This window comes from Cupriavidus sp. 01L45 (assembly GCF_056399885.1).
In genome coordinates this window covers 1-24,107 of sequence record NZ_JBFTSG010000088.1, presented here as the reverse complement: position 1 = coordinate 24,107, position 24,107 = coordinate 1, and the positions used below count along the sequence as shown (strand labels likewise).

Here is a 24,107-nt window from a genome sequence, read left to right as displayed (position 1 = left end):
GGCAAAAAGAGCGGAAGAGAGGGACCCATGTTTGAGTATCGCCTTAAGGCGATGCGAGTTTGGGTCCCGGCCGCTCTTTTTGTCTGCCGACGAGGGGGGGCGCCCCATCCGGCGCGCTTCTTTGCCTACTTTCTTGGCAAGACAAGAAAGTAGGTCGCCTCCCCGGAGGGGAGGTGAAACCGCCTTTGACTTTAAGCCTTTGAAGTTGCCTTTGACGTTAAGCAGTTGCAGACGCAATAGCAATAGCAATCGCAATCGCAATCGCAGAATCAAATCACCCCATCCCTCCGCAACTCCCCAATCACCTCCCCCCCCACCCCCCAATCCCGCAACACCGCCTCACTATCCGCACCAGGCTCCACAGGCGCCAGAGGCACCCCCGCCGGCGTACGGCTGAAACGCGGCGCCGGCGCCGGCTGCATCACCCCATCGATCTCAAGAAACGTCTCGCGTGCCCGGTTATGCGGATGTTGCGGCGCCTCATCCCAGTCCAGGACCGGCGCAAAGCAGGCATCGCTGCCTTCCAGCAACTCGCACCACTGCGCCCGCGTGCGGGTGAGGAACAGCGCGGTCATGCGCGCCTTCAACTCGGGCCAGTGGCGCTTATCGAGTTGCTTGTCGAAGAGCGGATCGTCCAAGCCGCACCGCTCGCGCAGCAGCGCATAGAACTGCGGCTCGATAGCGCCCACCGCCACATACGTGCCGTCGGCGCACGCATAGGTGTCATAGAAATGGGCCGCGCCATCGAGCAGGTTGTCGCCGCGCTGGTTGTTCCAGCGCCCGGCCGCCTTGAATCCGTACATCATCGCGGACAGCAATGCGGTGCCGTCGGTCATCGCCGCATCCACCACCTGCCCCTTGCCCGAATTACGCGCCTCGTTGACCGCGCACATCACGCCAAACGCCAGCAGCATGCCGCCGCCGCCAAAGTCGCCGACGTAGTTGAGCGGCACCACGGGCGGCTGCCCCGGCCGGCCAATGGCATGCAGCGCGCCGCCGATGGCGATGTAGTTGATGTCATGGCCGGCTGYCTGAGCCAGCGGCCCGTGCTGGCCCCAGCCGGTCATGCGGCCGTACACGAGCGCCGGGTTGCGCGCCAGGCAAACGTCCGGGCCCAGCCCCAGGCGTTCCATCACGCCCGGGCGGAAGCCTTCGATCAGCACGTCAGCCTTGGCGATCAGGTCCAGCACGACCCCGGCCGCGCCGGGCTTGCGCAGGTCGATGGCCAGCGAGCGCCTGCCGCGCGCGGTCACGTCGCAGCGCGCCTTGCCCGCGCCGGTGGCCGGCGCCTCGCCGGGCTGGGCCGGGCGGGGCCGGTCGATCCGGATCACCTCGGCGCCCTGGTCGGCCAGCATCATCGCGCAAAAGGGCGCAGGGCCGATCCCAACCATTTCCACCACTTTCAGTCCCGCCAACGGTCCCGCCATGTCCTGTCTCCGGTTGTCTGCTCCTTCAGGCGGAGCGTCTAGCCGGTCAGTTTGCCACGGACGCCAGGGGCCGGAATCGTCAATACCGACGAATCCGCGCGGGGCCGCTTAAGCCAGGGACGCCGCGGCGAAGGCCGGCGGCGTCGCGGCAAGCGCCTCGCGCAGCGCCTGGGCAGTGCGTTCGCCCAGGTCGCCGGGCACGGGCTGGCCGCTTTCCGCCAGCGCCTGGGCCACGCTGACCACCTTGTCGGCCCGGTAATGGCGCCCGCTGCCGATGGCGGCCTCGAAGTCGTTGGCGCGCTGGTTGATCTCCTCCGGATCGGCGCTGACCAGCAGGACTGCGTGGGCCAGCACAACGTGCAGGCTGGCGTCCCCGGCGCCCGCCACGCGGCGCCAGTACTGCGCGGTGCCAGCGATCTTGCGGGCCAGTTCCGGGGAGCCCCAGGCTAGGTTGAAACGGCCATCGCAGAACGAGCCGTCCACGGCCTGCCAGTGCGTCCGCAGCCCCAGCTTGTTCAAGGCACCGGCCAGCACCTCGCACAAGTGCAGGTAGACCGGCTCGGCGCAGGTGCCGGCGCCGCCGCGCACGGGGTAAGCCAGGCTCAGGTTGAGGATGCCGGGGCCTTGCGGCACCAGCCCGCCGCCGGAGAGGCGCAGCCAGACCGGGCAGCCGCGCGCGGCAAAGTCGCTGCGCGCGGCGTCCAGTCGCGCATGGCGCAGATAGCTGCGCGGCACCACCAGCGAGACGGGCGCCTGCCACAGATGCGCCAGCCAGCGGCCGGCGGATGCCTGTTCCAGCAGCGCCTGTTCGGCGTGGAGGGGATCAGGGTCGGCCGGATCGGGATCGAGGGTTTCAAATCGCATGGCATGGCCGGTAAGCGCCGGGGCGGGATGCGCGTAACCGGGCCGCGGTGCGGCCCGGTGCCGGTCAGTGGAAGGTGAAGCCACCGTCGACGTTGACCGACTGCCCGGTCACATTGTCCATGGTCGCGAAGAACAGCGCCATCCTGCCCATGTCTTCCGGCGTCTGGGCCCGTCCTTGCGGGATCAGCGTGAGCTGGTGGCGGGCCCAGGAGTCTTCGACCGATTCGCCCTCGGCCTTCCATTCGTCGGACAGGCGGTCCCACATATAGGTGCGGACGATGCCGGGGCAGATGGCGTTGACGGTAATGCCGTCGCGGGCGACTTCCTTGGCCAGTGCGTTGGTGAAGCCAACCACGGCGAACTTCGAGGCGCTGTAGTGGGCGAGGTTGGGGAAACCTTCCTTGCCGGCGATCGAAGCGACGTTGATGATGCGGCCTCTGCCCTGGGCTTTCATGTGCTCCAGCGCGGCCTGGCAACCCAGGAAGGTGCCCTTGGCGTTGACGTCCATGACGAAGTCCCAGTCGCGTTCGCTTAGCGCTTCCACGGGGTGGATGCTGATGACGCCGGCGCAGTTGACCAGGATGTCGAAGCCGTCCAGATGGCCAAGTGCTTGCTTCACCATCGCGCGGTGCATCTCGGGTTTTGTCACGTCGACCTTGAGGGTGCTTACCCGACGGCCGAGCGCGCGCACCTCTTCCGCAGTTTCGCGCATGGCGTCTTCAAGCAGGTCGGCGATCAGGATGTCCGCACCGGCATGCGCCAGCGTCAGCACGATGCCGCGGCCGATGCCGCGTGCGCCGCCGGTGATTACGGCTACTTGTCCCTTCAGGGGTTCGTCCATGGGTGGTCTCCTTTGCGCGTTTTTTTTGATTGTCTTAAGTGCGTACGGCAATGAATTACGTCGCGCGACACGCCGGCTTTCTCCCCGCTCCCGCTTGCGGGAGCGGGGAGAAGAGCAGCGCGACTCCGCTTCGTCAGCCGCCGACATGCCGCTTGAGCAGCGCGTTGACTTCGTTGGCCTTCTCCATCTGGCTCATATGGCCCGCATCGTCGAACACCTTCACGGTGGCGCCGGCGGGTGCATTCTCCGCATGCGCCGCGGGAATGATCCGATCCTGCGCGCCCCAGATCACCAGCACCGGCTTGCCGCTATCGCCCAGCTTGCGGCCCGGCTGCTCGCTCTGCCGGCCGCCGCCGAACAGGCTCGCACCCAGGCTGCCCAGCGCCTCCGTCACGCCGTCTAGCCGCTTGTACTTCAGCAGGTCGTCCAGCATCTGGCGGCTGACCAGCCCCGCGTCGGCAAACAGCAACTCCACCACCGGCTTGAGATCGCGCCGCGACTGCGCGTTGACGAAGCCTTCGGTGTAGCCGCTGTTGACCTCATCGCCCATGCCGGCCGGCGATACCAGCGCCACCGAACGCACCCGTTGCGGCGCGTCCACCGCCAGCTGCGCGGCTACGCCGCCGCCCATCGAGTGGCCGACCAGGTGGGCCTGGTCGATATCCAGCGCGTCCATGAAGCGCGCGACGAATCCCGCCAGCGATGCCAGCGTGGTGCCCGGCAACTTCGGCGTGGACTGTCCGTGCCCCGGCAGGTCGAGCGCGATCACGGTGTGCGCTTCCGCCAGCGCGTCGAGGTTGAACAGCCAGTTGTCGAGGTCGCCGCCAAAGCCGTGGATGAAGAGCACCGTCTGCGCGCCCTCTCCCCGTTTTGCATAGCGCACGCGGATGCCTTCGACATCGATGAAGTGGTAGGCGTGAGCGGCCGCGTCTTCATCGTCTTCGTCGGCCGCCGGCGTCTCGTAGGCGGCGACAAAGGCGTCAATCTCCGCGTCGCTGACTTCGGGCGGGGCCAGTACGCCGAGCAGCGCCTTGACCGGCAGGATGTCGCCCACGGCGGCCACCTTGCGGCGCAGGGTGCCGGCGTCCGGCGCTTCCACCGCGTTGGCGATCTTGTCGGTTTCCACATCGAGGATCGGCATGCCTACCGAGATCTGCGCGCCCTCCTCCACCAACCAGTCGTTGATCGTGCCTTCTTTCATCGACAGGCCCCATTTGGGCATGACGATCGGGGTGATGTCGGCCATCAGTGTTTCCCTCCTTTCACGGTCTTGCGCGCGGCATCGGCGATCTGCGCCGCGCTGGGGATATACAGGTCTTCCAGCGCGGGCGAGAACGGCACCGGCGTGTGCGGCGGGCAGACCATCTCGATGCCGGCCTTGAGCGCGCCGAACGCGCGCTGCGCCACTTGCGCCGAAATGTCGGTGGCGATATTGCAGCGCGGGCTGGCTTCATCCACCACCACCAGGCGGCCGGTGTTTTCCACCGACTCCAGCACGGTGTCGATGTCCAGCGGCGAGAGCGTGCGCAGGTCCACGATCTCGGCTTCGATGCCTTCCTTGGCCAGCGTGGCCGCCGCTTCCAGCGCGCGATGCACCATCAGGCCGTAGGTGACGATGGAAACGTCTTTGCCGTCGCGCACGATATTGGCTTCGCCGAAGGGAATCGCATAGGAGTTCTCGGGCACCTCGCCTTCGAAGCCGTAGAGGTTCTTGTGCTCGCAGAAGATCACCGGGTCGTTGTCGCGGATCGCCTGGATCAGCAGGCCCTTGGTGTCGTACGGCGTGCTGGGGCATACCACCTTGAGGCCGGGGATATGCGTGAACAGCGGCGTCAGCATCTGGCTGTGCTGGGCCGCCGCGCGAAAGCCCGCGCCGACCATGGCGCGGATCACCACCGGCGTCTCCGCCTTGCCGCCGAACATGTAGCGGAACTTGGCGGCCTGGTTGAAGATCTGGTCGAAGCAAACGCCCATGAAGTCGATGAACATCAGCTCGGCAATCGGCCGCATGCCGCAGGCGGCGGCGCCGATGGCCGCGCCCACATAGGCGGATTCGGACAGCGGCGTGTCGAGCAGCCTGTCGCCATGCTTGGCGTACAAGCCCTTGGTCACGCCGAGTACGCCACCCCAGGCGTCCTTCTCGCCGTCCGCGCCGGCGCCGMCGACGATATCCTCGCCGAGCATGATCACGCTCGGGTCACGGGTCATTTCCTGGTCGATCGCTTCGTTGATCGCCAGCTTCATGCTTAATTTGCGGGACATGGTGTGGTCTCCTGATCGTGCTTGCTGTCGTTATGCCGTTATGTCTTTACGTCTCGGGATAGCGGGCCGGGTGCGCGCTCAATAGCTGACGTACACGTCGGTCAGCAGGTCGGCGGGCGTCGGGAACGGCGCTGCCTTGGCCTGCTGCACCGCGTCCTCGATCAGCGCGGCAACCTGCTCGTCGATGGCCTTGAGCTCGTCCGGGGCGATGACGCCGGACTGGGTCACGGTCGCGGTGAACTTCTTCAGGCAGTCCTTGTTGGCACGGATGTCGTCGAGCTCGCCGGAGGCGCGATAGGTTTGCGCATCGCCCTCGAAGTGGCCATAGAAGCGCACCATCTTGCATTCGAGCAGGGCCGGGCCGCCGCCTTCGCGGGCGCGCTTGATGACTTCGCCCGCGGCCTCGTGCACCGCGAAGAAATCGGTGCCGTCCACGGTCACGCCGGGAATGCCGAAGCCGGCGGCGCGGTCCACGTAGCTGTCCACGGCGGTGCCGTAATCGCGCGCGGTGGATTCGGCGTAGCCGTTGTTCTCGATCACGAAGATCACCGGCAGGTTCCACACCGCGGCCAGGTTCAGGCTCTCCAGGAAGGTGCCCTGGTTGGATGCGCCATCGCCGGCGAAGGTGATGCCGATCTCTCCCTTGCCGCGGAACTTGGCTGCCAGCGCGGCGCCGCAGATCAGCGGCGCGCCCGCGCCCAGGATGCCGTTGGCGCCCATCATGCCCTTGGACAGATCGGCGATATGCATGGAGCCACCCTTGCCGTTGCAGGAGCCGCCCTTGCGCCCGTAGATCTCCTTCATCATCGCGACCGGATCCACGCCCTTGGCGATGCAGTGGCCGTGGCCCCGGTGCGTGCTGGCGATACGGTCGCCGTCGCCCAGGTGGTGCAGGATGCCGACCCCGGCGGCTTCCTCGCCGGCGTAGAGGTGGACGAAGCCCGGGATGTCGCCGCGCCCGAAGTCCACGTGCAGGCGTTCTTCGAAATCGCGGATGGTGCGCATCCTGCGATAGACGGCGAGCAGTTCCTGCTTGTCGAGGGGCAGCGTGTTCCCGGCGGCGCCGGATGAGTTGGCTGTCATGTCTGTCTCCTTCAAGGTTTTGTGGTGGCGGTAAAAAACTCGGTCAGTGGCTGGGGTGGAGGATGTTGCTGCTGCGATTGCGGTGGCGCGCGCCCGCTGCGCATCAGCCCCGCGGCGGCGGCGTAGCGCATGCAGGCGGCTACGTCGATGCTCACGAAGGCGCGCTCGCGCAGCGTCACGGTGACGGTGTCCTGCGGGCCGAACACCAGTTCGCGTTCGCCATCGAGCGCGACGATGCCGGCGCGCTGGCGCACGCGGTGCGGCACGCCGTCGGTCAGGCGCTCCCAGCCCGCGATGGGCACAGCGCGCAGCAGGCCCGGCGCAATCGGCGCGCGCAGCTCGAAGCGGCCCTCGCCGGGCGCGGCGAGTTCGATCGCCAGGCCGCCGGGCTCGTGCCGGCCCACCGGCTCAAGCAAGCCGCCGATGGCGGACAGGCCGATGGCCTGCGGATCGGCGAAGGACACGAAGACCGCGCCCAGCGTCTCGGTCTTCCACAAGGCGCGCGCGCCGATGAAGTGCTCGTGCGAAATCACGGCGTCGACCAGCGCGATGTCATGCCGCACCTCGCCCTCGCCGGCAATCGCAATGTCCAGCCGCTTGTTGCCGACCAGCGCATGCGCGGCGGGAATGCGGCCGCTGGCGAACAGGCCGGTGGCCAGGCCCGTGATGGTGGGCTCGCGCATTTCGGGGTAGGCGTTGTTGGTGCCGGTGGAGAGGCCGGCGATCGGCACGGCGCCGCATTCGCGCACCACCGCGCGGTGGGTGCCGTCGCCGCCGAGCACGATGATGGCGGCCACGCCGGCCTCGCGCATCATGCGTGCGGCCAGGAAGGTGTCGTCGACGCGCGCGGTGACGGGCATGTCGAGGTATTCCACCTCCGGCAGCGCGGCGTCCGGACCCTGGCGGCGCGACAGGTGGCGCGCCAGCAGCACGCGCATGCCTTCGCGGTCCGGCATCATCAGCACGCGGCCGACCCCGCAAGCCGACAGCGCGGCCAGCAGGCGCAGCACGATATTGACGCGATCGGCCAGTTGCAGCGTATTGGCGTTGGCGATCACGCGGCGGATATCGCGCGCGGAAATCGGATTGGCGATGATGCCGACCAGCGGCCGTGCGGCCAGCGCGTGCTCACCCATGCATGTCTCCTGTCGCCCTGGTTTTTTTCCAGGTTCCGACAGGCATATCGCAATGGGCGTGCCACCCCGCGAAAGCGGGTTCCGGCGGCAAGAAACACGGGATTACCCCGAGAAAAACAGGGCCGGACGGGGACGTTGCGGGGTGTACGCGGGCTGCGGCGTGACAGGTGTCACAGCATCAGTTGTACAGGTGGTGAACAGGTGTAGCGGGCGGCGATGGCACGCCGCGCCGCCCGCCTCAGTGGTGTCCCGCGTCGCGCTGGTTGGGCGACTCGATGCCGTAGCGCGCCATGCGGCGGTACAGCGTCATCCGGCTTACGCCGATCTGGCGTGCCACCGCGCTCAGGTTCCAGCCCGCCGCGCGCAGGTATTGCATCAGCAGCATCCCTTCCGGCGGCAGCAGGTGGGGGTCGAAACCGGGCGCCGGCAAGGCCGGGGCGGCTTCGGCCGCCGCGCCCGCGGGCGCCGTGCCGGGAAATACCGGCAGCAGATCTTGCCGCACCGGCATCTCGCCCAGGCCATCGGGCAGGTCCTCCGCCTCGATATGGCCGTCGTTGCAGACGGCGCGCGCGTACTCGAGCGCGTTGCGCAATTCGCGCAGGTTGCCGGGCCAGCGATGCGCCTGCAGCCGCGCGCGCGCCGCGGGCGACAGGCTCACGGCGGCCTGTTGCTCGGCGCCGCCGAGCATCTTGTCGACCATCCAGTCCAGGTCCGTACGTTCGCGCAGCGGCGGCAGCATCAGCCGCGCGCCGTTGAGCCGGTAGTACAGGTCCTCGCGGAAGCGGCCGCTGCTGACCAGTTGGTCCAGTGGATGATGGGTAGCGGAAATCACGCGCAGGTTGACCGGCACCGGGCGCGACGCGCCGATCGCCAGCACCTCGCCCTCGGCCAGCACGCGCAGCAGGCGCGACTGCAGCTCGCGCGGCATGTCGCCGATCTCGTCCAGAAAGAGTGTGCCGCCGTCGGCCTCCTGGATCAGCCCGCGCTTGGGGCGGGAGCCGGCACCGGAGAAGCTGTTGGGCAGGTGGCCAAACAGCTCGCTCTCGATCAGGGACTCCGGGATCGCCGCGCAATTCACCGCCACGAAAGGCCCGTGGCGGCGCGAACTGGACTGGTGCAAGGCCTTGGCGAGATATTCCTTGCCACTGCCGGTCTCGCCGTTGATCAGCAGGTTGATGGGCGAGTCGACCAGCTTGGCGGCGCGCAGCAATTGCTGCTGCAGTGCCGCATCGCCTCCGCACAGGGCGGCCAGCGGCGCCTGTAGCGGCGTGGTCCGCTCGGCGGTGTCGCGGGCGCGCTGCCAGCGCAAGGCCGGCGGCATCACGCTCAGGTAAAGCCGCCCGCCGCTGCGGGCCAGCGCCAGCGCGCGCTGCTCGCTCGGGCGCGAATGCACGAAGCGGCCCAGCTCATCGAGCCGCGCCTCGAACAGCGATTCGAACGGCATGCCCAGCACCGGCGCGCCGCCGGGCTGCACGCCCAGCTCGGCCTCCAGCATCTGCTGGGCGCGGCGGTTGTGGCCGACGATGCGGCCGCCTGCGTCAAGCGCCAGCAGGTATTCCGGATTGACGTCGACGAATTCCGGCGCGGCATTGAGCTTGAGGATCCAGTCCTCCCGGTGGCTGCGCACGAAGCTGGCGTTCTCGATGCGGGTGGCGTAGATGCGCACCATCTGCAGCGCCAGTCCCTGGCTGTCCTTGGCCTGCGGCGAGGTCAGCGCGGAGATGTCGAGGATGGCGCAGAGGCTGCCGTGCGAATCGAACAGGGGCGCCGCGGTGCAGGTCAGCGGGATATGCGTGGCATCGAAATGGTCGGCCTGGTGCACGGTCAGGGCCTGGCCGGTGGCCAGCGCGGTGCCCACCGCGCAGGTGCCGGCGCCGGCCTCGCTCCATTGCGCGCCCAGGTACAGCCCGGCGTGGCGCAGGGAGGCATCGGCGCTGGCGTCGCCCAGGTAATCCACCGTCACGCCCTGCGCATCGGTCAGCAGCACCACGTAGCCCATGCCGGCCACCTGGCTATACAGCGTCTGCAAGCCGTGGCGCGCGATCCGCGCGAAATCGTCGATACGTTGCTGGTGCTCGCGCAGCCGGGTCTGCGGCAGGATGCAGGCCTGCTGCATGCGCGCCGGGTCCAGGCCGTACTGGTGCACGCAGCGCCGCCACGAATTCTGGATGATGGTTTCGGGCGCGCGCAGCATCGGCGCGCCGGCGCGGGTGGTGAGCTGGACTACCGTGTCGATGTGCTCGCGTTGCCGCAGGTCCATCGTCGTCTCCTTGTCGTCTCCTGGCGCGCCGCCGTCCTGGCGGGAGCCAACTCCCGGCTCTGGCTTGCCTCTGTGCGCCGCAGTTGCGGCGCGGGCGGCCGGGAGTCCTAATGTATCCGACAGGGAGTGGCTTGGGCAAACCTCTTCATCCGAAGTGCGCCGGCGAGCGCTTGCGGCACCCTGCGGCGGACCAGCCGCGTGTTACGCAAGCTCAGCCGCAAAGCCGGTCCGCCAGCGCCGTCAGGCTGTCCACGACCACATCCCAGTCCGACTCGGCCGCACGATCCTTCGACTGGTTCGGCCCGTACTCCGTGGGCCGGTTGACATAGGCGGTGCGCATGCCGTGCGAGCGGCCATGCCGCAGGTCGTTGTTGTGCGCCGCTACCAGCATCACCTCGTGCGGCTGCAGGTCGAAGAAGGCAATCACGCCCTGATAGATCTCCGTCTCCGGCTTGTAGTGGCGCACGATGTCCGCGCTGAACACGGCGTCCCACGGCAGGCCTGCATACCTGGCCGTATCGACCAGGCAGGGCACGCTGCCGTTGGAGAAGGTGGAGATGATGTAGCGCTGCTTCAGCCGCGTCAGCCCGGGCACGGTATCGGGCCAGCCGGAGAGCCGGTGCCAGGCGCGGTTGAGGTAGTCCTTCTCCGCTTCGCTCAGGTCTTCGATGCCGAACTGGTCGAGCAGCGCGTCGAGCCGCTCGCGATGCAGCACGTCGATATTGGCCCAGGGCCGCTCGCCCTTGCGCACGCGATCCATGCCGGGCACATAGCCCGCGCGCCATGCGTCGGTGAAGGCAGTCCAGTCGGCATCGACGCCCTTCTTCTGCCCGAACGCGGTCAGGTCCGCGATCACGCTGGTGCGCCAGTCCACCACCGTGCCGAATACGTCGAACACCAGCGCCTTGACCGCGCGCAGGTCCGGCGCCGCGCCTTCGGCGCCGCTGGCGTGGCGCTTCCTGTTTTCATGCATCCCGTATCTCCTCCAGGGTAGCCGCGCTCAGGCGCTGGCCTGATCGAGCAGCGCGATATCGCCGGCGCTCAGTGGCAGGCGCGTGGCGGCGATCAGGTCGTCCAGTTGCGCCAGCGAAGTCGCGCTGGCGATCGGCGCGGTAATGCTGGGGCGCGCGATCTGCCAGGCCAGCGCCACTTGCGTCGGGTTGGTGGCGGTGCGCGCCGCTACCTCGTCCAGCGCCGCCAGGATACGCAGGCCGCGGGCATCGAGGTAGGCCTTGACGCGCTGGCCGCGCGCGCCGCTCTTGTCCAGGTCGGCCTCGGAGCGGTATTTGCCGCTAAGGAAGCCGCTGGCAAGCGCGTAATAGTTGAACACGCCCAGGCCTTCGCGCAACACCAGCGGTTCCAGTTCGCTCTCGTACTCGCTGCGCGTATAGAGGTTGTAGTGCGGTTGCAGGCTCTCGTAGCGCGGCAGGCCAAGGCGGCGGCTGGTTTCCAGCGCTTCCGCCAGGCGCGCGGCGCTGTAGTTGGATGCGCCGATGGCGCGCACCTTGCCGGCCTTGATCAGGCGGTCGTAGGCGTCCAGCGTTTCTTCCAGCGGCGTGTCCTGGTCGTCGGTATGCGACTGGTAGAGATCGATGTAGTCGGTCTGCAGCCGCTGCAGCGAGGCATCGACGGCGCGTTCTATATAGGCGCGCGACAGGCCCTTGCGGCCCTCGCCCATGTCCATGCCGACCTTGGTGGCCAGCACCACGCCGGCGCGCTTGCCGCTGCGCTTGAACCACTTGCCGAGGATGGCCTCGGACTCGCCGCCCTGGTTGCCGGGCACCCAGCGGGAGTACACGTCGGCCGTGTCGATGAAGTTGAGCCCGGCACCGACAAAGGCATCGAGCAACTTGAAAGAAGTGGCTTCATCGGCGCTCCAGCCGAAGACATTGCCGCCAAATGCCAGGGGTGAGACTTCCAGCCCGGACCTGCCCAATTTGCGCTTGGTGATGCTTGAGGTCATGCGTTCTGCTCCGTGGGTTGCATCGGACGGCCCGTGATCCGGGCGCGGCGAAAGGCACATTGTAGGCAGGGATCGAAAAGCCTGCCGGCTCGGAATCGAGAATCTCTTAAGGCACTTTTCAATCGGCCGTTCATCGGCCATTCAAGTCCTGCCGGCGACGAGTCGTTAACCGGCTGTGGCCAGGCTCCGCGCAGCGAGCGGAATCGTCCCCGCTGTGCCGCTCTGTCAACACCAAGGTCAGGCCGATGCCGCGCCGCCGGCGCGAAGGACTGCCCGTTCCCGGTAAGCATGATCATGAATCGAATCTCGTTGAACACCAAACTCTGGGCCGCGCTGGCGGCGATGTGGCTGGCCCTGCTAGCGCTGGGCACCTGGGGCGCCGTGCACACCCGCGCCACCATGATGGCCGAACGCCGCGAGAGCCTGCAGTCCCTGGTGGCCACCGCCGAAGGCATCATCAAGCTCTACGTGGACCGCGCCGCCAACGGCACCATGAGCCTTGAGGCCGCGCAGGCAGCGGCCAAGGACACGCTGCGCGTGATGCGCTTCGGCGACAAGGGCTACCTGTTCCTGCTCAACTCCAAGCCACAGGTGGTGCTCAACCCCGGCCTGCCGGATACGGAAGGCAAGATCGTGGGCGACTTCAAGGACCCCGACGGCAAGCCGGTCTACCAGAGCATCGTCGAGGCGGGCAAGGCGGGCGCGCGCGCCGGCGCCAGCCCCGATGACAGCTTCGTCACCTATCGCGGCCGCCTACCGGGCACCGAAACGCCCGCGCGCAAGCTGACCTATGTGCGCTACGTACCGGCCTGGGACTGGCATGTGGCGACCGGCGTGTTCCTCAAGGACATCGAAGGCACCTTCCGCGACAACCTGATCTCGGCGGCCATCAGCACCCTGCTGATCGGCGCGCTGGTGTCGGCATTCATGCTGGCCATCATCCGTACGGTGCGCAAGAGCCTGGGCGGCGAGCCGGCCTACGCGACCGAAGTGGTCACGCGCATTGCCGCGGGCGATTTCACCGTGCCGGTGCAGATCCGCGTCGGCGACAAGGACAGCCTGCTCGCGGCCATGCAGGGCATGCAGCAGCGCCTGTCCGGCACGCTGGGCGAGATCCGCGGCGCGGCGGATTCGATCGCCTCGGCCACGCAGCAGATTTCCGCGGGCAATACCGACCTGTCGCAACGCACCGAGGAACAAGCCTCGGCCCTGGAGCAAACCGCGTCGAGCATGGAAGAACTGACCGGCATCGTGCGCCAGAACGCGGACAATGCGCGCCAGGCCGCCTCGCTGGCGGTCAACGCCTCGGATATCGCCCAGCGCGGCGGCCAGGTGGTCAACCAGGTGGTGACCACCATGGGCGAGATCAACGGCGCCTCGCGCCAGATCGTCGACATCATCGGCGTGATCGAAGGCATCGCCTTCCAGACCAACATCCTGGCGCTGAACGCCGCCGTGGAAGCGGCACGCGCCGGCGAGCAAGGCCGCGGCTTTGCCGTGGTGGCGGGCGAGGTGCGCAGCCTGGCCCAGCGCTCGGCCACCGCCGCCAAGGAGATCAAGGGCCTGATCGACAACTCCGTGGCCCAGGTGGACAACGGCTCCGCGCTGGTCGCCAAGGCCGGCCAGACCATGGAAGACATCGTCGGCGCCGTCAAGCGCGTGACCGACATCATGGGCGAGATCAGCGCGGCATCGAACGAACAAAGCACCGGCATCGAACAGGTCGGCCAGGCCGTCAACCAGATGGACACGGTGACGCAGCAAAACGCCGCGCTGGTGGAACAGGCCGCAGCCGCGGCAGGCGCGCTGGCGGAACAGGCGCAGTCGATGATGCGTTCGGTGGCGTCGTTCAAGCTGGCGGCCTGAGGGCAACAGGCTACAAACCTGATCGTGCCGCCTCTCCACTCAGGGGGGAGAGAAAAAAGGCCCGCGCCATACCGGCAGCGGGCCTTTTCACATGCGGACAGCTCCGTTCAGAGCACGATCTTCGCCACCGGCTCCACCGCCCGCATGGCCTGCGCCGCGATCTCGAACGAGCGCAGGCGCGCCTCATGGTCATGGATCTGCGCCGTCAGCATCAACTCATCCGGCCGGAACTCCTCGATAAAGTTGCGCAAGCCATTGCGCACACCCTCCGGATCCCCCACCACCGAGCACGCCAGCGAGCGCCGGATATGCGTGGCCTCGGTCTCCGTCCACAGCAATTCGATATTGTCCACCGGAGGCCGGATCGGGCCCGGGCTGCCGCGCACCAGCGCCAGGAACTGCTGCTGCAGCGACGTGAACAGCCGCCGCGCCTGCGCGTCCGAATCCGCCGCGAACACATTGAGTCCCAGCATCACATGAGGCTTGGACAACTGCGCCGATGGCTGGAAAGTCTGGCGATACAGATCGACCGCCTGGCGCATGAAGCCCGGCGCGAAGTGCGAAGCAAAGGCAAAAGGCAGGCCCATCGCCGCCGATAGCTGCGCGCTGAACAGGCTCGACCCGAGCAGCCACAGCGGCACCTTCAGGCCCGCGCCGGGCACCGCGCGCAGGCGCTGGCCGGGGCGCGGATCGTCGAAGTACGCCTGCAGCTCTTCCACGTCCTGCGGGAAAGCATCGGCCGTGTCCTGCGTGGCGCTGCGGCGCAGCGCGCGGGCGGTGGACTGGTCGGTGCCGGGCGCGCGGCCCAGGCCAAGGTCGATGCGGCCGGGGAACAGCGATGCCAGCGTGCCGAACTGCTCGGCCACCACCAGCGGCGAATGATTGGGCAGCATGATGCCGCCCGAACCCACGCGGATGGTGGAAGTGCCGTTGGCCACATAGCCGATCAGCACCGCCGTGGCAGCACTGGCGATGCCCGGCATATTGTGATGCTCCGCCAGCCAGAAGCGGCGGTAGCCCAGGTGCTCGGCGTGCTGGGCGAGCGCGAGCGAATTGCGCATGGCCTGGCCGGCGTCGCCGCCTTCCACGATGGGCGAAAGGTCAAGCAGGGAGTAGGGAATCATGGCGAACGCCTGCCGGCGTGGCAATTTATTGAACGATCACTATGTTAATCACCACTGGCGCCGCTGGCAACGGAAAAATATAATGACCACTATGAAAAAGAGTGTTTCCGGTGCGGGCCGCGGGCGGCCCAGGCAATTCGATCGCGACGAGGCGCTGGGCCAGGCCCTGTCGCTGTTCTGGCGCTATGGCTATGGCTCCACATCGATCGCCGCCCTCACCGGGGCGATGGCGATCACCGCGCCCAGCCTGTACGCCGCCTTCGGCAGCAAGGAGCAGTTGTTCTACGAGGCGGTGGACCGTTATGCGGACACGCACGGCGCCCTGCTCTATGCGCCGCTGCAAGCCGCGGGCGGCGCGCGCGAAGCCGTGCAGGGGCTGCTGAGCGGCGCCGCCGCGCTGTTCAGCGCCAAGGGCAACCCCGCCGGCTGCTTCCTGATGAGCGGCACCAGCTGCTCGGCCGACTGCGCCTACATCGAAGACACGCTGCGCGAACGCCGCAGGGAAAAGGAGCAGGCCTTGCAGGCCTGCATCCAGCACGGCATCGCGCGCGGCGAACTGCCGGCCGGCACCGATACTGCCGCGCTGGCCAAGTTCTACAACACGGTGATGCAGGGGATGTCGATGCAGGCGCGTGACGGCGCGTCGCGCGCCGCGCTGGAGGCGGTTGCGGCCACCGCGATGCTGGCATGGCCGGCAGGCCCGGCCAAGGCGCCGAAAGCCGCGAAGACCGCGAAGCCGCGCGAAACACAAACCACGTAGCGCCCCCGATCGGCGTATCAGGCCGCCGGCTCCGGCCGGCGCCACAACCACGCCAGCACGCACGCCATGCAGGCAATCGCCCCGTAGGCCAGCCACGGGCGATGCGTGCCGAACAGCAGCACGGCGCTGCAGACGCTCATCGCCACCGTGGCGCTCCACTTGGCGCGGCGGCTGACCATGCGGCCGTTGTGCCAGTTGTAGAGCATGGGGCCGAACACGCGGTGGCCGAGCAGCCAGGCATGCAGCCGCGGCGATCCCTTGGCCGCGGCCCAGGCGGACAGCAGCACGAACTCCGTACTAGGCAGGCCGGGCACGAACAGCCCGAGAATGGCAACGCCCAGGCTGAGCAGCGCCAGCCCGGTCAGCAGCAGCCGGGCCGCGCGGGTGCGCGCCAGCCGCAGCGGCGGATCGCCCGCAGGCGATCCGCCTGACCGGGACGCCGGGACGGCTTCGCGCGCGCAGGCTGCGTCGGCATCATCCAAGATGGTTCACCGCGGATGGAAACGGCGTTGCAGCATGTCGAGATTCTCCCGGTTCTGGCAATTCTGGCGATTCTGGCAACAGGCAAGGGTGGCCACATTGTCCGCGCCGCCAGGCCGGGCGGCAAGGCCCGGACGGTGACGGCGGCCTCCCCGTGCGGGTGCCGCGCGGCCTGGCGCCTTATATGCAAAGCCGAATTCCTTCGTTGGGCGCGAGGCGCGGCACGCATATGGTAATGGTTTGGCGGCCAGGCGCTGCCGTACTTGCGAAGGAGCCCAGAGATGACCGCTGCCGTACTGGACCAGACAGAGGACGCAACCCGATCCCGAGACCCGGACGTCCCCCTCACCGTACACCCGCTGTCGGCCCATATCGGCGCGCGCATCGATGGCGTGGACCTGCGCGCGCCGCTGCCGGCAGCGGAGGTCGCCGCGATCCGGGCCGCGTTGCTGAAGTGGAAAGTGGTGTTTTTCCGCGACCAGCATCTGTCGCACGAGCAACATATCGCCTTCGCCAAGCAGTTCGGCGCGCCGACCATCGGGCATCCCGTGTTCGGCCACGTGGATGGTTTTCCCGAGCTGTACTCGGTGGGCAAGCACCGCAAGGCCAACCGCTTCGAGGGCCAGGCGGTGCAACGTCCGTGGACCGGCTGGCACACCGATGTGACGGCGGCCGTCAACCCGCCCGCCGCGTCCATCCTGCGCGGCGTGGTGATTCCGCCGTATGGCGGCGATACGCAATGGACCAACCTGGTAGCCGCCTACCAGGCGTTGTCCGAGCCGCTGCGCCGTATCGTGGACGGACTGCGCGGCGTGCACCGCTTCACGCCGCCGGCGGGCGCCAGCGCCACCGACGAGTTCGCGCGCGCGGTCAGGAGCCGCGCGCTGGTCAGCGAGCATCCGCTGGTGCGCGTGCATCCCGAGACCGGCGAGCGCGCGCTATACGTCAGCCCGAGCTTCCTCAAGCACCTGTCGGGCTTCGCGCCGCGCGAAAGCCAGCAACTGCTGGAACTGCTGTGGGAACACGTGGTGCGTCCCGAGTTCACGGTGCGCTTCAAATGGGAACCGGGCAGCATCGCGTTCTGGGACAACCGCGCTACCGCGCACCTCGCGCCCGCGGACATCTTCGACCTCGACTTCGACCGGCAGCTCTATCGCATCACGCTGGTGGGCGATGTGCCGGTGGGCGTGGACGGCAGGCCCTCCAGCGCGCTGGAGGGCGATCCGGTGCTGGCGGCGCATGGGGCGGCGTCGTAGCGAGAAAAATCGCGCCGCGCGCGGCCACGCTCGGTATACTCGGAGGCACGTTTATCTCATGCCCGCAGACCGCCCATCGTGTCCAATTCCTCCGCGCGCAAGACCGCCGCGCAAAAATCCGCCGCCGACTACGATTTCACCGAGCAAGTCGGGCACCTGCTGCGGCGCGCCTACCAGCGCCATGTGGCGATCTTCCAGCAGACCATTGCCGATTCGCAACTGACCGCCGCGCAGTTCGTGGTGATGTGCGCGGTCAACGAACGCGGCTCGTGCTCGCTCAGCGAGATCGTGAGGGCCACCGCCATCGACCAGGCCACCGTGCGCGGCATCATCGAGYGCCTCAAGGCGCGCGAACTGGTGGCGGTCTCGCACGACACCAATGACCGCCGCAAGGTGGTGATCACGGTGACGCCGGCCGGCCACGCGCTGATCGAGGAAACGGTGCCGTTCGCGCACCGCATCTCCGAGCAGACCTTTGGCGACCTCAATCCCGCGGAACGGGTGGCGATTACCTATCTGCTGCGGAAAATGAGCGAGTTCGACGATCGCGGCGGCACGCCGGACGGCGAGCCGGAATAAGGCGCCGATACGCGCCTCAGGCAGGCTGGCCCAGCTCGCCGGCCAGCGCGGCAAGCACCACCTCCGGCGTGAACGGCGCACGCCGCAGCCGCACCCCGGTGGCATCGAACAGCGCGTTGGCAATGGCCGGCGCGCCCGGCAGCGATGCCGATTCGCCGGCGCCCATCGGCGCTTCCTCCTGGCGCGGCATCAGCACCACTTCGATGCGCGGCAGCTCGGGAAACGTCAGCAGCGGATAGCTGCCCCACTCGCGGCTGGCCACGCCGGCGGCATCGAAACGCACCTGCTCCTTGAGCACGCGGCCAAGCGCCTGCACCACGTTGCCCTGCACCTGGTGGCGCACGCCGTCGGGGTTCACCATCATCCCCGTGTCCTGCGCCACCACCAGGCGCTCCACTGTCACAAGCCCCGTATCGGGCGCTACCGCCAGGTCCACCACCCAGGCCGCCCACGCGGCGCCAAAGCCCGGGAATTTGCTGTGGATATAGCGGGCGTAGGCCACGCCGCGCCCGCGCAGCAGCCCATCGGCGCCGGGCTTGCCACGCGAGCCGCGCGCGCCCTCTTGCCAGCCGGCGTGCGCCGCCAGCGCACGCAGCAGATCGGCGGCGCGCTCGTCGGGCAGGTGGCGCAGGCGGAAGGCCAGCGGATCGGCGCCGCTCTCGTGCGCCAGTTCGTCGATGAAGGATTCGTGCGCGAACACGTTGGGCAGGGCCGAGACGCCGCGCAGCCACGAGGCGCGCACGATCGCGGGCGTATCGTCGCAGCCGATGCGCGTGTTCGCGTATTGGTAGGGTGGCACCGCGGTGCGGTCGCCCATCTGCAGCGTGCGCGGCGCGTTACCGACGATGCCGGTGAGCAACAGCGCCAGCGTGGGCGCATCGTTGGACGGATAGCGGCTGACGAAATCGTAGGCGAGCAGTTCGCCGCCGGGGCCGATGGCGCCGCGCACGTCCATCAGTTGCGCCGCGCCCTTGGGCTCCCACAAATGTTCCTGCTCGCGCGTGAGCTGCACGCGCACCGGCCGCCCCACCGCGCGCGACAGCAGCACCGCATCGGCGCAGACGTCGTCGGCGCAATTACGCCCGTAGCAGCCGGCGGCTTCCATCCGCACGATCTCGATGCAGCCTTCGTCCAGGCCCGTCAGCCGCGCCAGGTCGATGCGCAGCACATGGGGATTCTGCGTGCCCGACCACACCGTGAGGCCGTCTTCGCGGTAGTCGGCCACGGCGCAGGAGGGACCGATCGAGGCGTGCATCTGGTAAGGCCACGCATAGCCGCGCGACAGCACCCGGCCCGCGCCGCGCGCGGCGTCGAACGCCGCCTGCGCATCGCCGTCGTCCACCAGGGTGCGGCGCGTCGCGGGATTGGCGCGCAGCGCGGCCTCCGCGTCGCCCGGTTCGTTCAGCGCGGGCAGCGGCGGCACCGGCTTCCAGTCCACCCGCAGGCGCCGCGCGGCCTGCATGGCCTGCTCCTCGCGCTGCGCCACCACGCCGACGAAATCACCCTGCACTACCACGTCGACCACGCCGCGTACGTCATGGATCGATGCACGGTCGACGCCGCGCAGGCTGGTGCCGACAAAGTCGCCGCAATCGCGGCCAGCGTATGGCGGACGCACCACGCGGCCATGCAGCATGCCAGGCACGCGCACGTCGTGCACGAAGGTGAGCTGCGCGGTGGCCTTGGCGGGAATATCCACGCGCGCGGCGGCGCGCCCCACCACGCGGTATTCGCTGACGGGCTTGGTGGCGATGTCGTCGGCCAGCGGCAACTCGATATGCTCGCCGGCCAGCAGTTCGCCGTACGTCAGGCAATCGCCCTGCCCGCCGCGCAAGCGCAGGCGGCCGTCTTCCGCGTCCAGCGCTTCGGGCGGCACGCCGAGCCGCGCGGCGGCGCGCCCGCGCAGCCAGGCCATGGCCTGCGCCGCCGCGCGCCGCAGCGGCAGTGCCGAGATCTGGATGGTGGCACTGGCGATGGTGGGTCCCTGGTTGGGCGTCAGCTGGGTATGGCCCAGCGTCATCGCCACGCGCGCCGCCGGCACCTCCAGTTCCTCGGCCACGATCTGCGCCAGCGAGGTGCGGATGCCGGTGCCCAGGTCGACGTGGCCGTTGAAGGCCAGGATCTCGCCGTTGTCCCGCAGCGCCACGAAGATGTCCGGTTGCGCCGCGACATAGTCGGAAGCCGCGCCGGGCTGGCCGGGCGCGGGCCGGGGTGCCGCTTGCGGCGCCCGCGTCACCAGCAGGACGCCGCGCGCCTGCAGCAGGGCGTCGCGCAGCGCGCCGGGAGACATCGGTGCCGATGCGGGGAGAGACGCGGACTCGGGTCCGGTGGCGGGGGTCGTTTCCATTCGTTCCATGTCTCGGATGGGGCATGCGGGCAGGCCGCCGGATTCCGGCTCCGCCCGCCGTGGCCGTTATACTGCCAGCCTTGAACAGCAAGTTGTATCAAACTTATGAGCACCCCGACCGCTAAGAAAAGCGCGGCAGCCGGAACCCGGGCCCGGCAAGCTCAGGACACCCGAGCCAAGATCCTCAAGGCAGCCATCAAGGTCTTCGCCCTGCGCGGCTACGAAGGCGGGCGCGTGGAGAAAATCTCCTCGCTGGCCAAGACCTACGACCGCATGATCTATTACTACTTCGGCAGCAAGGAAAAGCTCTTTGTCGAAGTCCTCGAAACCATCTACCTCCAGCTCAACGAGGCCGAGCAGGCGCTCCAGCTCGATACCGGGGACCCGGTGCGCGCGCTGACCCAGCTGATCGACTTCGTCTGGGGCTACTACCTGGACCATCCGGAGTTCGTCGCCATCCTGTCCAGCGAGAACATGAGCCAGGGCAAGCACGCCAAGAAATCGAGCCGGCTCAGGGAGATCTCCAGCTACGCGCTGTCCGTGCTGGACGGCATCCTGGAGCGCGGCAAGGCCGCCGGCCTGTTCCAGCCCGATGTGCAGGCGCGCGATATCTACCTGGTGATCGCTTCGCTGGGGTACTTCTACAACTCGAACCATCATACGCTCAGTGCCTTCCTTGACGAGCCCATGATGAGCAAGCCGGCGCTGGAGCACTGGCGCAATGTGATCCAGCGCACGGTGCTGAGCACGGTCTGCGTGGCGCCTCCCGCCATCGGCCCGGCGGCGGACGCCGCCGCGCGCAAGAAGCCGGCGCGCGCCAGGCGCGCGTAACCCTGGCAGCCGGCGGTCGGCGCGCATCGCCGGATGACCTTCTCAGGCCGCCGCCCGGGCGAGCATCGCCAGGGCTTCGTCGCGCGGCATCACCGTGGCGTATTTCTGCGCCATGTCGAACAGGTTGGCATCGTGCGGCCCGATTGCGCGGTCGCCCACGCAATCGGACAACACCAGCGGCCGGAAGCCCAGCGACATGGCATCGACCACGCTGGCCCGCACGCAGCCGCTGGTGACGCAACCCGCCACCAATAGCGTGCGCACGCCGCGCTGGGTCAGCCACGCCGCCAGCGAGGTACCGAAAAAGGCGGATGGCACCGTCTTGCGCACCACCAGCTCGCCAGCACGCGGCGCCAGTTGCGGCACGATCGCGCTGTTGTGGCTGGCCTCCTTCAGCCCCAGCATGCCGGGCACCTTGAGCGTGAAGATGTTGTGGTCGCTGTCGTCGTCGGCGAACACGATGCGGCTGTGCGCCACCGGCCAGCCCTGCTCGCGCGCCGTGGCCAGCAGCGGCCCGGTGTTGGCGATGGCCTCGGGGATATTGCCGCCGCCGAAGACTTCCGGATTGGCAAAGCCGTTGACGAAATCGATGATCAGCAGGCCGTAGGGCGCCTTGGGTTCCAGGGTGGCGCCGAAGCCCTGGCGCTCGTAGGTCTTGACTTCGTCATGCATGAATGGCTCCCTTGGCCCTTTGTTGCTGCACTTGCTGCACTTGCTGCACTTGCTGAACCTGCTGCGCCTGCTGGTACTCGCTGTCCAGCACCTTGCCCTTCTCGACCACCGCCTCGCCGTCCAGCCGCACGGTGCAATGCCGCACCGGGATATCGATATGGCACGCCGTGGTGCGGCTGCCACCGGCCTCGTTGTTGGGGCCGAAGGAGCAGAGGAAGTTGCCCTCGAACGCGCGCGCGTCCATGCCGATGGTGGCCTCGCGGTCGTACATGGCGAGAGTGGACCAGCGCGCGCGCGGCTGCAGGCCCCAGCCGATATGCGACATGGCGTAGGCCTCGGGGTCGTTGAACGAGGCCATGTAGTCGCTCAGCAGCTCGGCGTCCAGGCCGCCTTCGATGCGGGTGACGTAGCCGTTCTCCAGCGTGATGCCGATGGGCTCCTGCACATAGGATTTCATCGGCAACAGGATGTCGCCGCGATCGAGCACGATGCGCCCGTTGGTGCCGCCTTCGTCCGGCCAGGTCAGCACAAAGCCGCTTGGCCAGTGATCCCAACGGCCGGGCTCGTCGACGAAACCGTACTCGCTGATGGCGGGAAACTCGCCGAGCGAGCAACGCAGGTCGGTGCCGGCGTCCGACACGATATGCATCTCCCGCGCGCGCGCCAGCCGCGCCGTGGCCGCTTTCACGCGGGTGCGGTCGCCTTCCGTGGGCACCAGCCGCACCAGCACTTCGGGCGGCTCCACCGCCAGCAGGATCTTGGTGCCGCCGGAGAGGATGTCGTGCTGTTCCGGCGAGAACAGCAGCGTCATCAGGTCCAGCACCAGGTCGCTGGCTTTGAGCGCGGCGATGGCGGCCGGGTTGCCGGTGAGCGGCGTGGTGCCGAGATAGGCCAGCGCGTCGCGGCTGAGCGCCTTGTCGCCGTTGACGGGCGGCAGGTCCAGCCGGTTGACGATGGCGCCCATCGCGGTGGCCGCCATCTGCGCCGTGCGCAGCGTTTGCGGATGCGTGGCGGCGCCGGTCAGCACCGTGACCGTCTGGCCCGGCTCCAGTTTTGACAGTGTGAGCACCTGGCGCCAGGCCTGGGTCAGGTCGTGATCGCTTACTGGCATGTGTTCTCCTTTCTGGTGAAGCCGGCGGATCAGGCTGCGGCCTGGTCCCGCAGCAGCGGCGCGCCGAGGAAATCGCCGAAGGCGCGGTAGAAGCCGGCCTCGTCGTCCCACGGGATCATATGGCCCGCATCCGGCACGCGGGCAACCTGCACCGCGGGCAGCAGGCCGCGAATCTCTTCGATGTCTTCCGCGCGGATCACATCGCCGCGCCCGGCCACCATCAGCAGCGTGGGCACCTGCACCGATGGCATGTCGGCATGCACATCGTCGCGATGGAAGTCCTCGAAGCTCGTCACGATGGCGCGCTCGTCGCAGGTGTGCAGCCACTCGGCGCGCAGGCGAAGCTGCTCTTCCGTCCACGTGGGGCAGAAGCGGCGCATGCCCTCGGCGTCGATACCTTGCCGCGCCAGGCGGATCGAATCCACATACCAGGGCAATTGCGACGGATAGGCACGGCGGCCCGGGCCCGACACGGGCGGATCCACCATCACCAGCCGCGTCAGCCCGGCGGGATTGCCGCGCGCGGCGCGGATGCCGATGCGCGCGCCCATCGAATGGCCGACGATGGCGTAGCGCGCCAGGCCCAGCGCCTGCGCGAACCCCGTCACGTCCGCGGCTTGCGCATCCAGGCTGTAGTCCAGCGCATCGCCCGCCTCGGACAAGCCGCGCCCGCGCACATCCAGGATGTAGGTATCGAAGTGCTTGCCGAACTGTTCGCCGACAAAGCCCCAGGTCACGGCCGGGCTGGTGATGCCGGGCACGATCACCACGGCGTCGCGCCCCTGGCGCGCGCCAGTGGCGCCGCCGTAGCGCAGGTAGTGCTGGCGGATGCCGTTGGCGAACACATTGCCGCCGTAGAGAAACTCGCTCATTGCTGACTCCTTTGTCGAACTAGCCTGACTAGCCGCATTAGCCGAAGACGGTTTAGTAGGCACCCGACAGCAGCGCGCCGGCGCCGGGCACGACCGGCTCCAGGTCGAGCTGCTTGAGGATGGCGTAGGTGGTGGCGATGGCCGCGGTGATCACGGGCTTGCCGGTCATCGCTTCCACCTTGGCCACGGCCGGCAACGAAGGCATCTGCACGCAGGCCGACAGCACGATGGCGTCGACGTCTTTGGTGTTCATCTGCGCGACGATGCCGGGCAGCCTGGCGGGATCATGACGGCCCACCTCGAGGTTGTCGGGAATTTCCAGCGCGCGCCAGTCCACCACTTCGTAGCCTTCGTTGCGGATGTAGTCCACCAC

The 24,107-nt window shown here is 68.3% G+C and carries 22 protein-coding genes; 5 read left to right on the top strand and 17 right to left on the bottom strand.

Features of this window, described 5'->3' with window-relative positions; all coding sequences use genetic code 11:
• Positions 1-269 precede the first annotated feature (269 nt).
• The 10 genes from AC1DT6_RS37975 to AC1DT6_RS37930 form a co-directional block, all read right to left on the bottom strand.
• Entirely contained in the window at positions 270-1,427 is a 1,158-nt protein-coding gene (locus AC1DT6_RS37975; protein ID WP_477115468.1) for a CaiB/BaiF CoA transferase family protein, read from the bottom strand.
• Positions 1,428-1,535: 108 nt separating this feature from the next.
• On the bottom strand, positions 1,536-2,291 hold the full coding sequence (locus AC1DT6_RS37970) for a lipoyl protein ligase domain-containing protein (RefSeq protein ID WP_441635905.1): 756 nt from the start codon (positions 2,289-2,291) through the stop codon (positions 1,536-1,538).
• A gap of 64 nt (positions 2,292-2,355) precedes the next feature.
• Entirely contained in the window at positions 2,356-3,132 is a 777-nt protein-coding gene (locus AC1DT6_RS37965; protein WP_441635903.1) for an SDR family NAD(P)-dependent oxidoreductase, read from the bottom strand.
• Positions 3,133-3,265: 133 nt separating this feature from the next.
• Entirely contained in the window at positions 3,266-4,378 is a 1,113-nt protein-coding gene (locus AC1DT6_RS37960) for an acetoin dehydrogenase dihydrolipoyllysine-residue acetyltransferase subunit (protein WP_441635901.1), read from the bottom strand.
• Positions 4,378-5,394 (bottom strand): alpha-ketoacid dehydrogenase subunit beta, encoded by a 1,017-nt coding sequence (locus AC1DT6_RS37955; protein ID WP_477115467.1) that lies wholly within the window; start codon positions 5,392-5,394, stop codon positions 4,378-4,380. Before AC1DT6_RS37955 ends, AC1DT6_RS37960 begins: the two co-directional genes overlap by 1 nt.
• 78 nt (positions 5,395-5,472) lie before the next feature.
• Entirely contained in the window at positions 5,473-6,477 is a 1,005-nt protein-coding gene (locus AC1DT6_RS37950; RefSeq protein ID WP_441635899.1) for a thiamine pyrophosphate-dependent dehydrogenase E1 component subunit alpha, read from the bottom strand.
• Positions 6,478-6,488: 11 nt separating this feature from the next.
• The gene (locus AC1DT6_RS37945; RefSeq protein ID WP_441635897.1) at positions 6,489-7,613 is read right to left on the bottom strand and encodes an ATP-NAD kinase family protein; all 1,125 of its coding nucleotides are present in this window, start codon (positions 7,611-7,613) and stop codon (positions 6,489-6,491) included.
• A gap of 238 nt (positions 7,614-7,851) precedes the next feature.
• Positions 7,852-9,873, bottom strand: a complete 2,022-nt coding sequence (locus tag AC1DT6_RS37940) for a sigma-54-dependent Fis family transcriptional regulator (RefSeq protein ID WP_441635895.1) — start codon at positions 9,871-9,873, stop codon at positions 7,852-7,854.
• A gap of 211 nt (positions 9,874-10,084) precedes the next feature.
• Entirely contained in the window at positions 10,085-10,846 is a 762-nt protein-coding gene (locus AC1DT6_RS37935; protein ID WP_441635893.1) for a haloacid dehalogenase type II, read from the bottom strand.
• A 27-nt stretch (positions 10,847-10,873) separates the two neighbouring features.
• Complete coding sequence (locus AC1DT6_RS37930) at positions 10,874-11,836, bottom strand: aldo/keto reductase (RefSeq protein ID WP_441635891.1); 963 nt, start codon at positions 11,834-11,836, stop codon at positions 10,874-10,876.
• 294 nt (positions 11,837-12,130) lie between these two features.
• Here AC1DT6_RS37930 and AC1DT6_RS37925 point away from each other — a divergent pair, with 294 nt between their 5' ends.
• The gene (locus AC1DT6_RS37925; RefSeq protein WP_477103487.1) at positions 12,131-13,702 is read left to right on the top strand and encodes a methyl-accepting chemotaxis protein; all 1,572 of its coding nucleotides are present in this window, start codon (positions 12,131-12,133) and stop codon (positions 13,700-13,702) included.
• Positions 13,703-13,809: 107 nt separating this feature from the next.
• Here AC1DT6_RS37925 and AC1DT6_RS37920 read toward each other — a convergent pair whose 3' ends face one another.
• Positions 13,810-14,826: an LLM class flavin-dependent oxidoreductase gene (locus AC1DT6_RS37920; RefSeq protein ID WP_441635887.1), complete on the bottom strand. Its 1,017-nt coding sequence runs from the start codon at positions 14,824-14,826 to the stop codon at positions 13,810-13,812.
• Between the two features lie 82 nt (positions 14,827-14,908).
• Between AC1DT6_RS37920 and AC1DT6_RS37915 the strand changes: the two genes are divergently transcribed.
• Positions 14,909-15,586 (top strand): TetR/AcrR family transcriptional regulator, encoded by a 678-nt coding sequence (locus AC1DT6_RS37915; protein ID WP_441635885.1) that lies wholly within the window; start codon positions 14,909-14,911, stop codon positions 15,584-15,586.
• A gap of 17 nt (positions 15,587-15,603) precedes the next feature.
• Here AC1DT6_RS37915 and AC1DT6_RS37910 read toward each other — a convergent pair whose 3' ends face one another.
• Positions 15,604-16,068 carry a YbaN family protein gene (locus AC1DT6_RS37910; RefSeq protein WP_441635883.1) on the bottom strand — a complete coding sequence of 155 codons (465 nt, stop codon included), beginning with the start codon at positions 16,066-16,068 and terminating at the stop codon, positions 15,604-15,606.
• Between the two features lie 279 nt (positions 16,069-16,347).
• Between AC1DT6_RS37910 and AC1DT6_RS37905 the strand changes: the two genes are divergently transcribed.
• On the top strand, positions 16,348-17,322 hold the full coding sequence (locus tag AC1DT6_RS37905) for a TauD/TfdA dioxygenase family protein (protein WP_441635881.1): 975 nt from the start codon (positions 16,348-16,350) through the stop codon (positions 17,320-17,322).
• Positions 17,323-17,400: 78 nt separating this feature from the next.
• A complete protein-coding gene (locus tag AC1DT6_RS37900; RefSeq protein ID WP_477115466.1) occupies positions 17,401-17,901 on the top strand; it encodes a MarR family winged helix-turn-helix transcriptional regulator in 501 nt (166 codons plus the stop codon).
• A gap of 16 nt (positions 17,902-17,917) precedes the next feature.
• Here the strand turns inward: AC1DT6_RS37900 and AC1DT6_RS37895 are convergent, their stop codons facing one another.
• Entirely contained in the window at positions 17,918-20,191 is a 2,274-nt protein-coding gene (locus AC1DT6_RS37895) for a xanthine dehydrogenase family protein molybdopterin-binding subunit (protein ID WP_477111131.1), read from the bottom strand.
• Positions 20,192-20,353: 162 nt separating this feature from the next.
• Here AC1DT6_RS37895 and AC1DT6_RS37890 point away from each other — a divergent pair, with 162 nt between their 5' ends.
• Positions 20,354-21,079, top strand: a complete 726-nt coding sequence (locus AC1DT6_RS37890; protein WP_035866764.1) for a TetR/AcrR family transcriptional regulator — start codon at positions 20,354-20,356, stop codon at positions 21,077-21,079.
• A 42-nt stretch (positions 21,080-21,121) separates the two neighbouring features.
• On the opposite strand, the gene AC1DT6_RS37885 is transcribed toward AC1DT6_RS37890, so the two are convergent.
• From AC1DT6_RS37885 to AC1DT6_RS37870, 4 genes are all read right to left on the bottom strand, one after another.
• A complete protein-coding gene (locus AC1DT6_RS37885) occupies positions 21,122-21,751 on the bottom strand; it encodes an N-carbamoylsarcosine amidohydrolase (RefSeq protein WP_045238944.1) in 630 nt (209 codons plus the stop codon).
• Positions 21,744-22,862 (bottom strand): 2,5-dihydroxypyridine 5,6-dioxygenase NicX family protein, encoded by a 1,119-nt coding sequence (locus AC1DT6_RS37880; RefSeq protein ID WP_441637558.1) that lies wholly within the window; start codon positions 22,860-22,862, stop codon positions 21,744-21,746. The genes AC1DT6_RS37885 and AC1DT6_RS37880 overlap by 8 nt, the downstream gene beginning before the upstream one ends.
• Before the next feature lie 29 nt (positions 22,863-22,891).
• Positions 22,892-23,734, bottom strand: coding sequence for an alpha/beta fold hydrolase (locus AC1DT6_RS37875; protein WP_441637560.1), 843 nt, complete (start codon positions 23,732-23,734; stop codon positions 22,892-22,894).
• A gap of 52 nt (positions 23,735-23,786) precedes the next feature.
• The coding region (locus AC1DT6_RS37870) for an aspartate racemase/maleate isomerase family protein (RefSeq protein ID WP_477111119.1) at positions 23,787-24,107 on the bottom strand (321 nt) is incomplete at its 5' end.

Bases quoted from the DNA above. Each gene is read 5' to 3' on its own strand.
- AC1DT6_RS37960 (WP_441635901.1), bottom strand. From the start codon at position 4,378: ATGGCCGACATCACCCCGATCGTCATGCCCAAATGGGGCCTGTCGATG.
- AC1DT6_RS37925 (WP_477103487.1), top strand. From the start codon at position 12,131: ATGAATCGAATCTCGTTGAACACCAAACTCTGGGCCGCGCTGGCGGCG.
- AC1DT6_RS37920 (WP_441635887.1), bottom strand. From the start codon at position 14,826: ATGATTCCCTACTCCCTGCTTGACCTTTCGCCCATCGTGGAAGGCGGC.
- AC1DT6_RS37880 (WP_441637558.1), bottom strand. From the start codon at position 22,862: ATGCCAGTAAGCGATCACGACCTGACCCAGGCCTGGCGCCAGGTGCTC.
- AC1DT6_RS37885 (WP_045238944.1), bottom strand. From the start codon at position 21,751: ATGCATGACGAAGTCAAGACCTACGAGCGCCAGGGCTTCGGCGCCACC.
- AC1DT6_RS37935 (WP_441635893.1), bottom strand. From the start codon at position 10,846: ATGCATGAAAACAGGAAGCGCCACGCCAGCGGCGCCGAAGGCGCGGCG.
- AC1DT6_RS37945 (WP_441635897.1), bottom strand. From the start codon at position 7,613: ATGGGTGAGCACGCGCTGGCCGCACGGCCGCTGGTCGGCATCATCGCC.
- AC1DT6_RS37905 (WP_441635881.1), top strand. From the start codon at position 16,348: ATGACCGCTGCCGTACTGGACCAGACAGAGGACGCAACCCGATCCCGA.
- AC1DT6_RS37875 (WP_441637560.1), bottom strand. From the start codon at position 23,734: ATGAGCGAGTTTCTCTACGGCGGCAATGTGTTCGCCAACGGCATCCGC.
- AC1DT6_RS37940 (WP_441635895.1), bottom strand. From the start codon at position 9,873: ATGGACCTGCGGCAACGCGAGCACATCGACACGGTAGTCCAGCTCACC.
- AC1DT6_RS37895 (WP_477111131.1), bottom strand. From the start codon at position 20,191: ATGTCTCCCGGCGCGCTGCGCGACGCCCTGCTGCAGGCGCGCGGCGTC.
- AC1DT6_RS37930 (WP_441635891.1), bottom strand. From the start codon at position 11,836: ATGACCTCAAGCATCACCAAGCGCAAATTGGGCAGGTCCGGGCTGGAA.
- AC1DT6_RS37965 (WP_441635903.1), bottom strand. From the start codon at position 3,132: ATGGACGAACCCCTGAAGGGACAAGTAGCCGTAATCACCGGCGGCGCA.
- AC1DT6_RS37890 (WP_035866764.1), top strand. From the start codon at position 20,354: ATGAGCACCCCGACCGCTAAGAAAAGCGCGGCAGCCGGAACCCGGGCC.
- AC1DT6_RS37915 (WP_441635885.1), top strand. From the start codon at position 14,909: ATGACCACTATGAAAAAGAGTGTTTCCGGTGCGGGCCGCGGGCGGCCC.
- AC1DT6_RS37950 (WP_441635899.1), bottom strand. From the start codon at position 6,477: ATGACAGCCAACTCATCCGGCGCCGCCGGGAACACGCTGCCCCTCGAC.
- AC1DT6_RS37970 (WP_441635905.1), bottom strand. From the start codon at position 2,291: ATGCGATTTGAAACCCTCGATCCCGATCCGGCCGACCCTGATCCCCTC.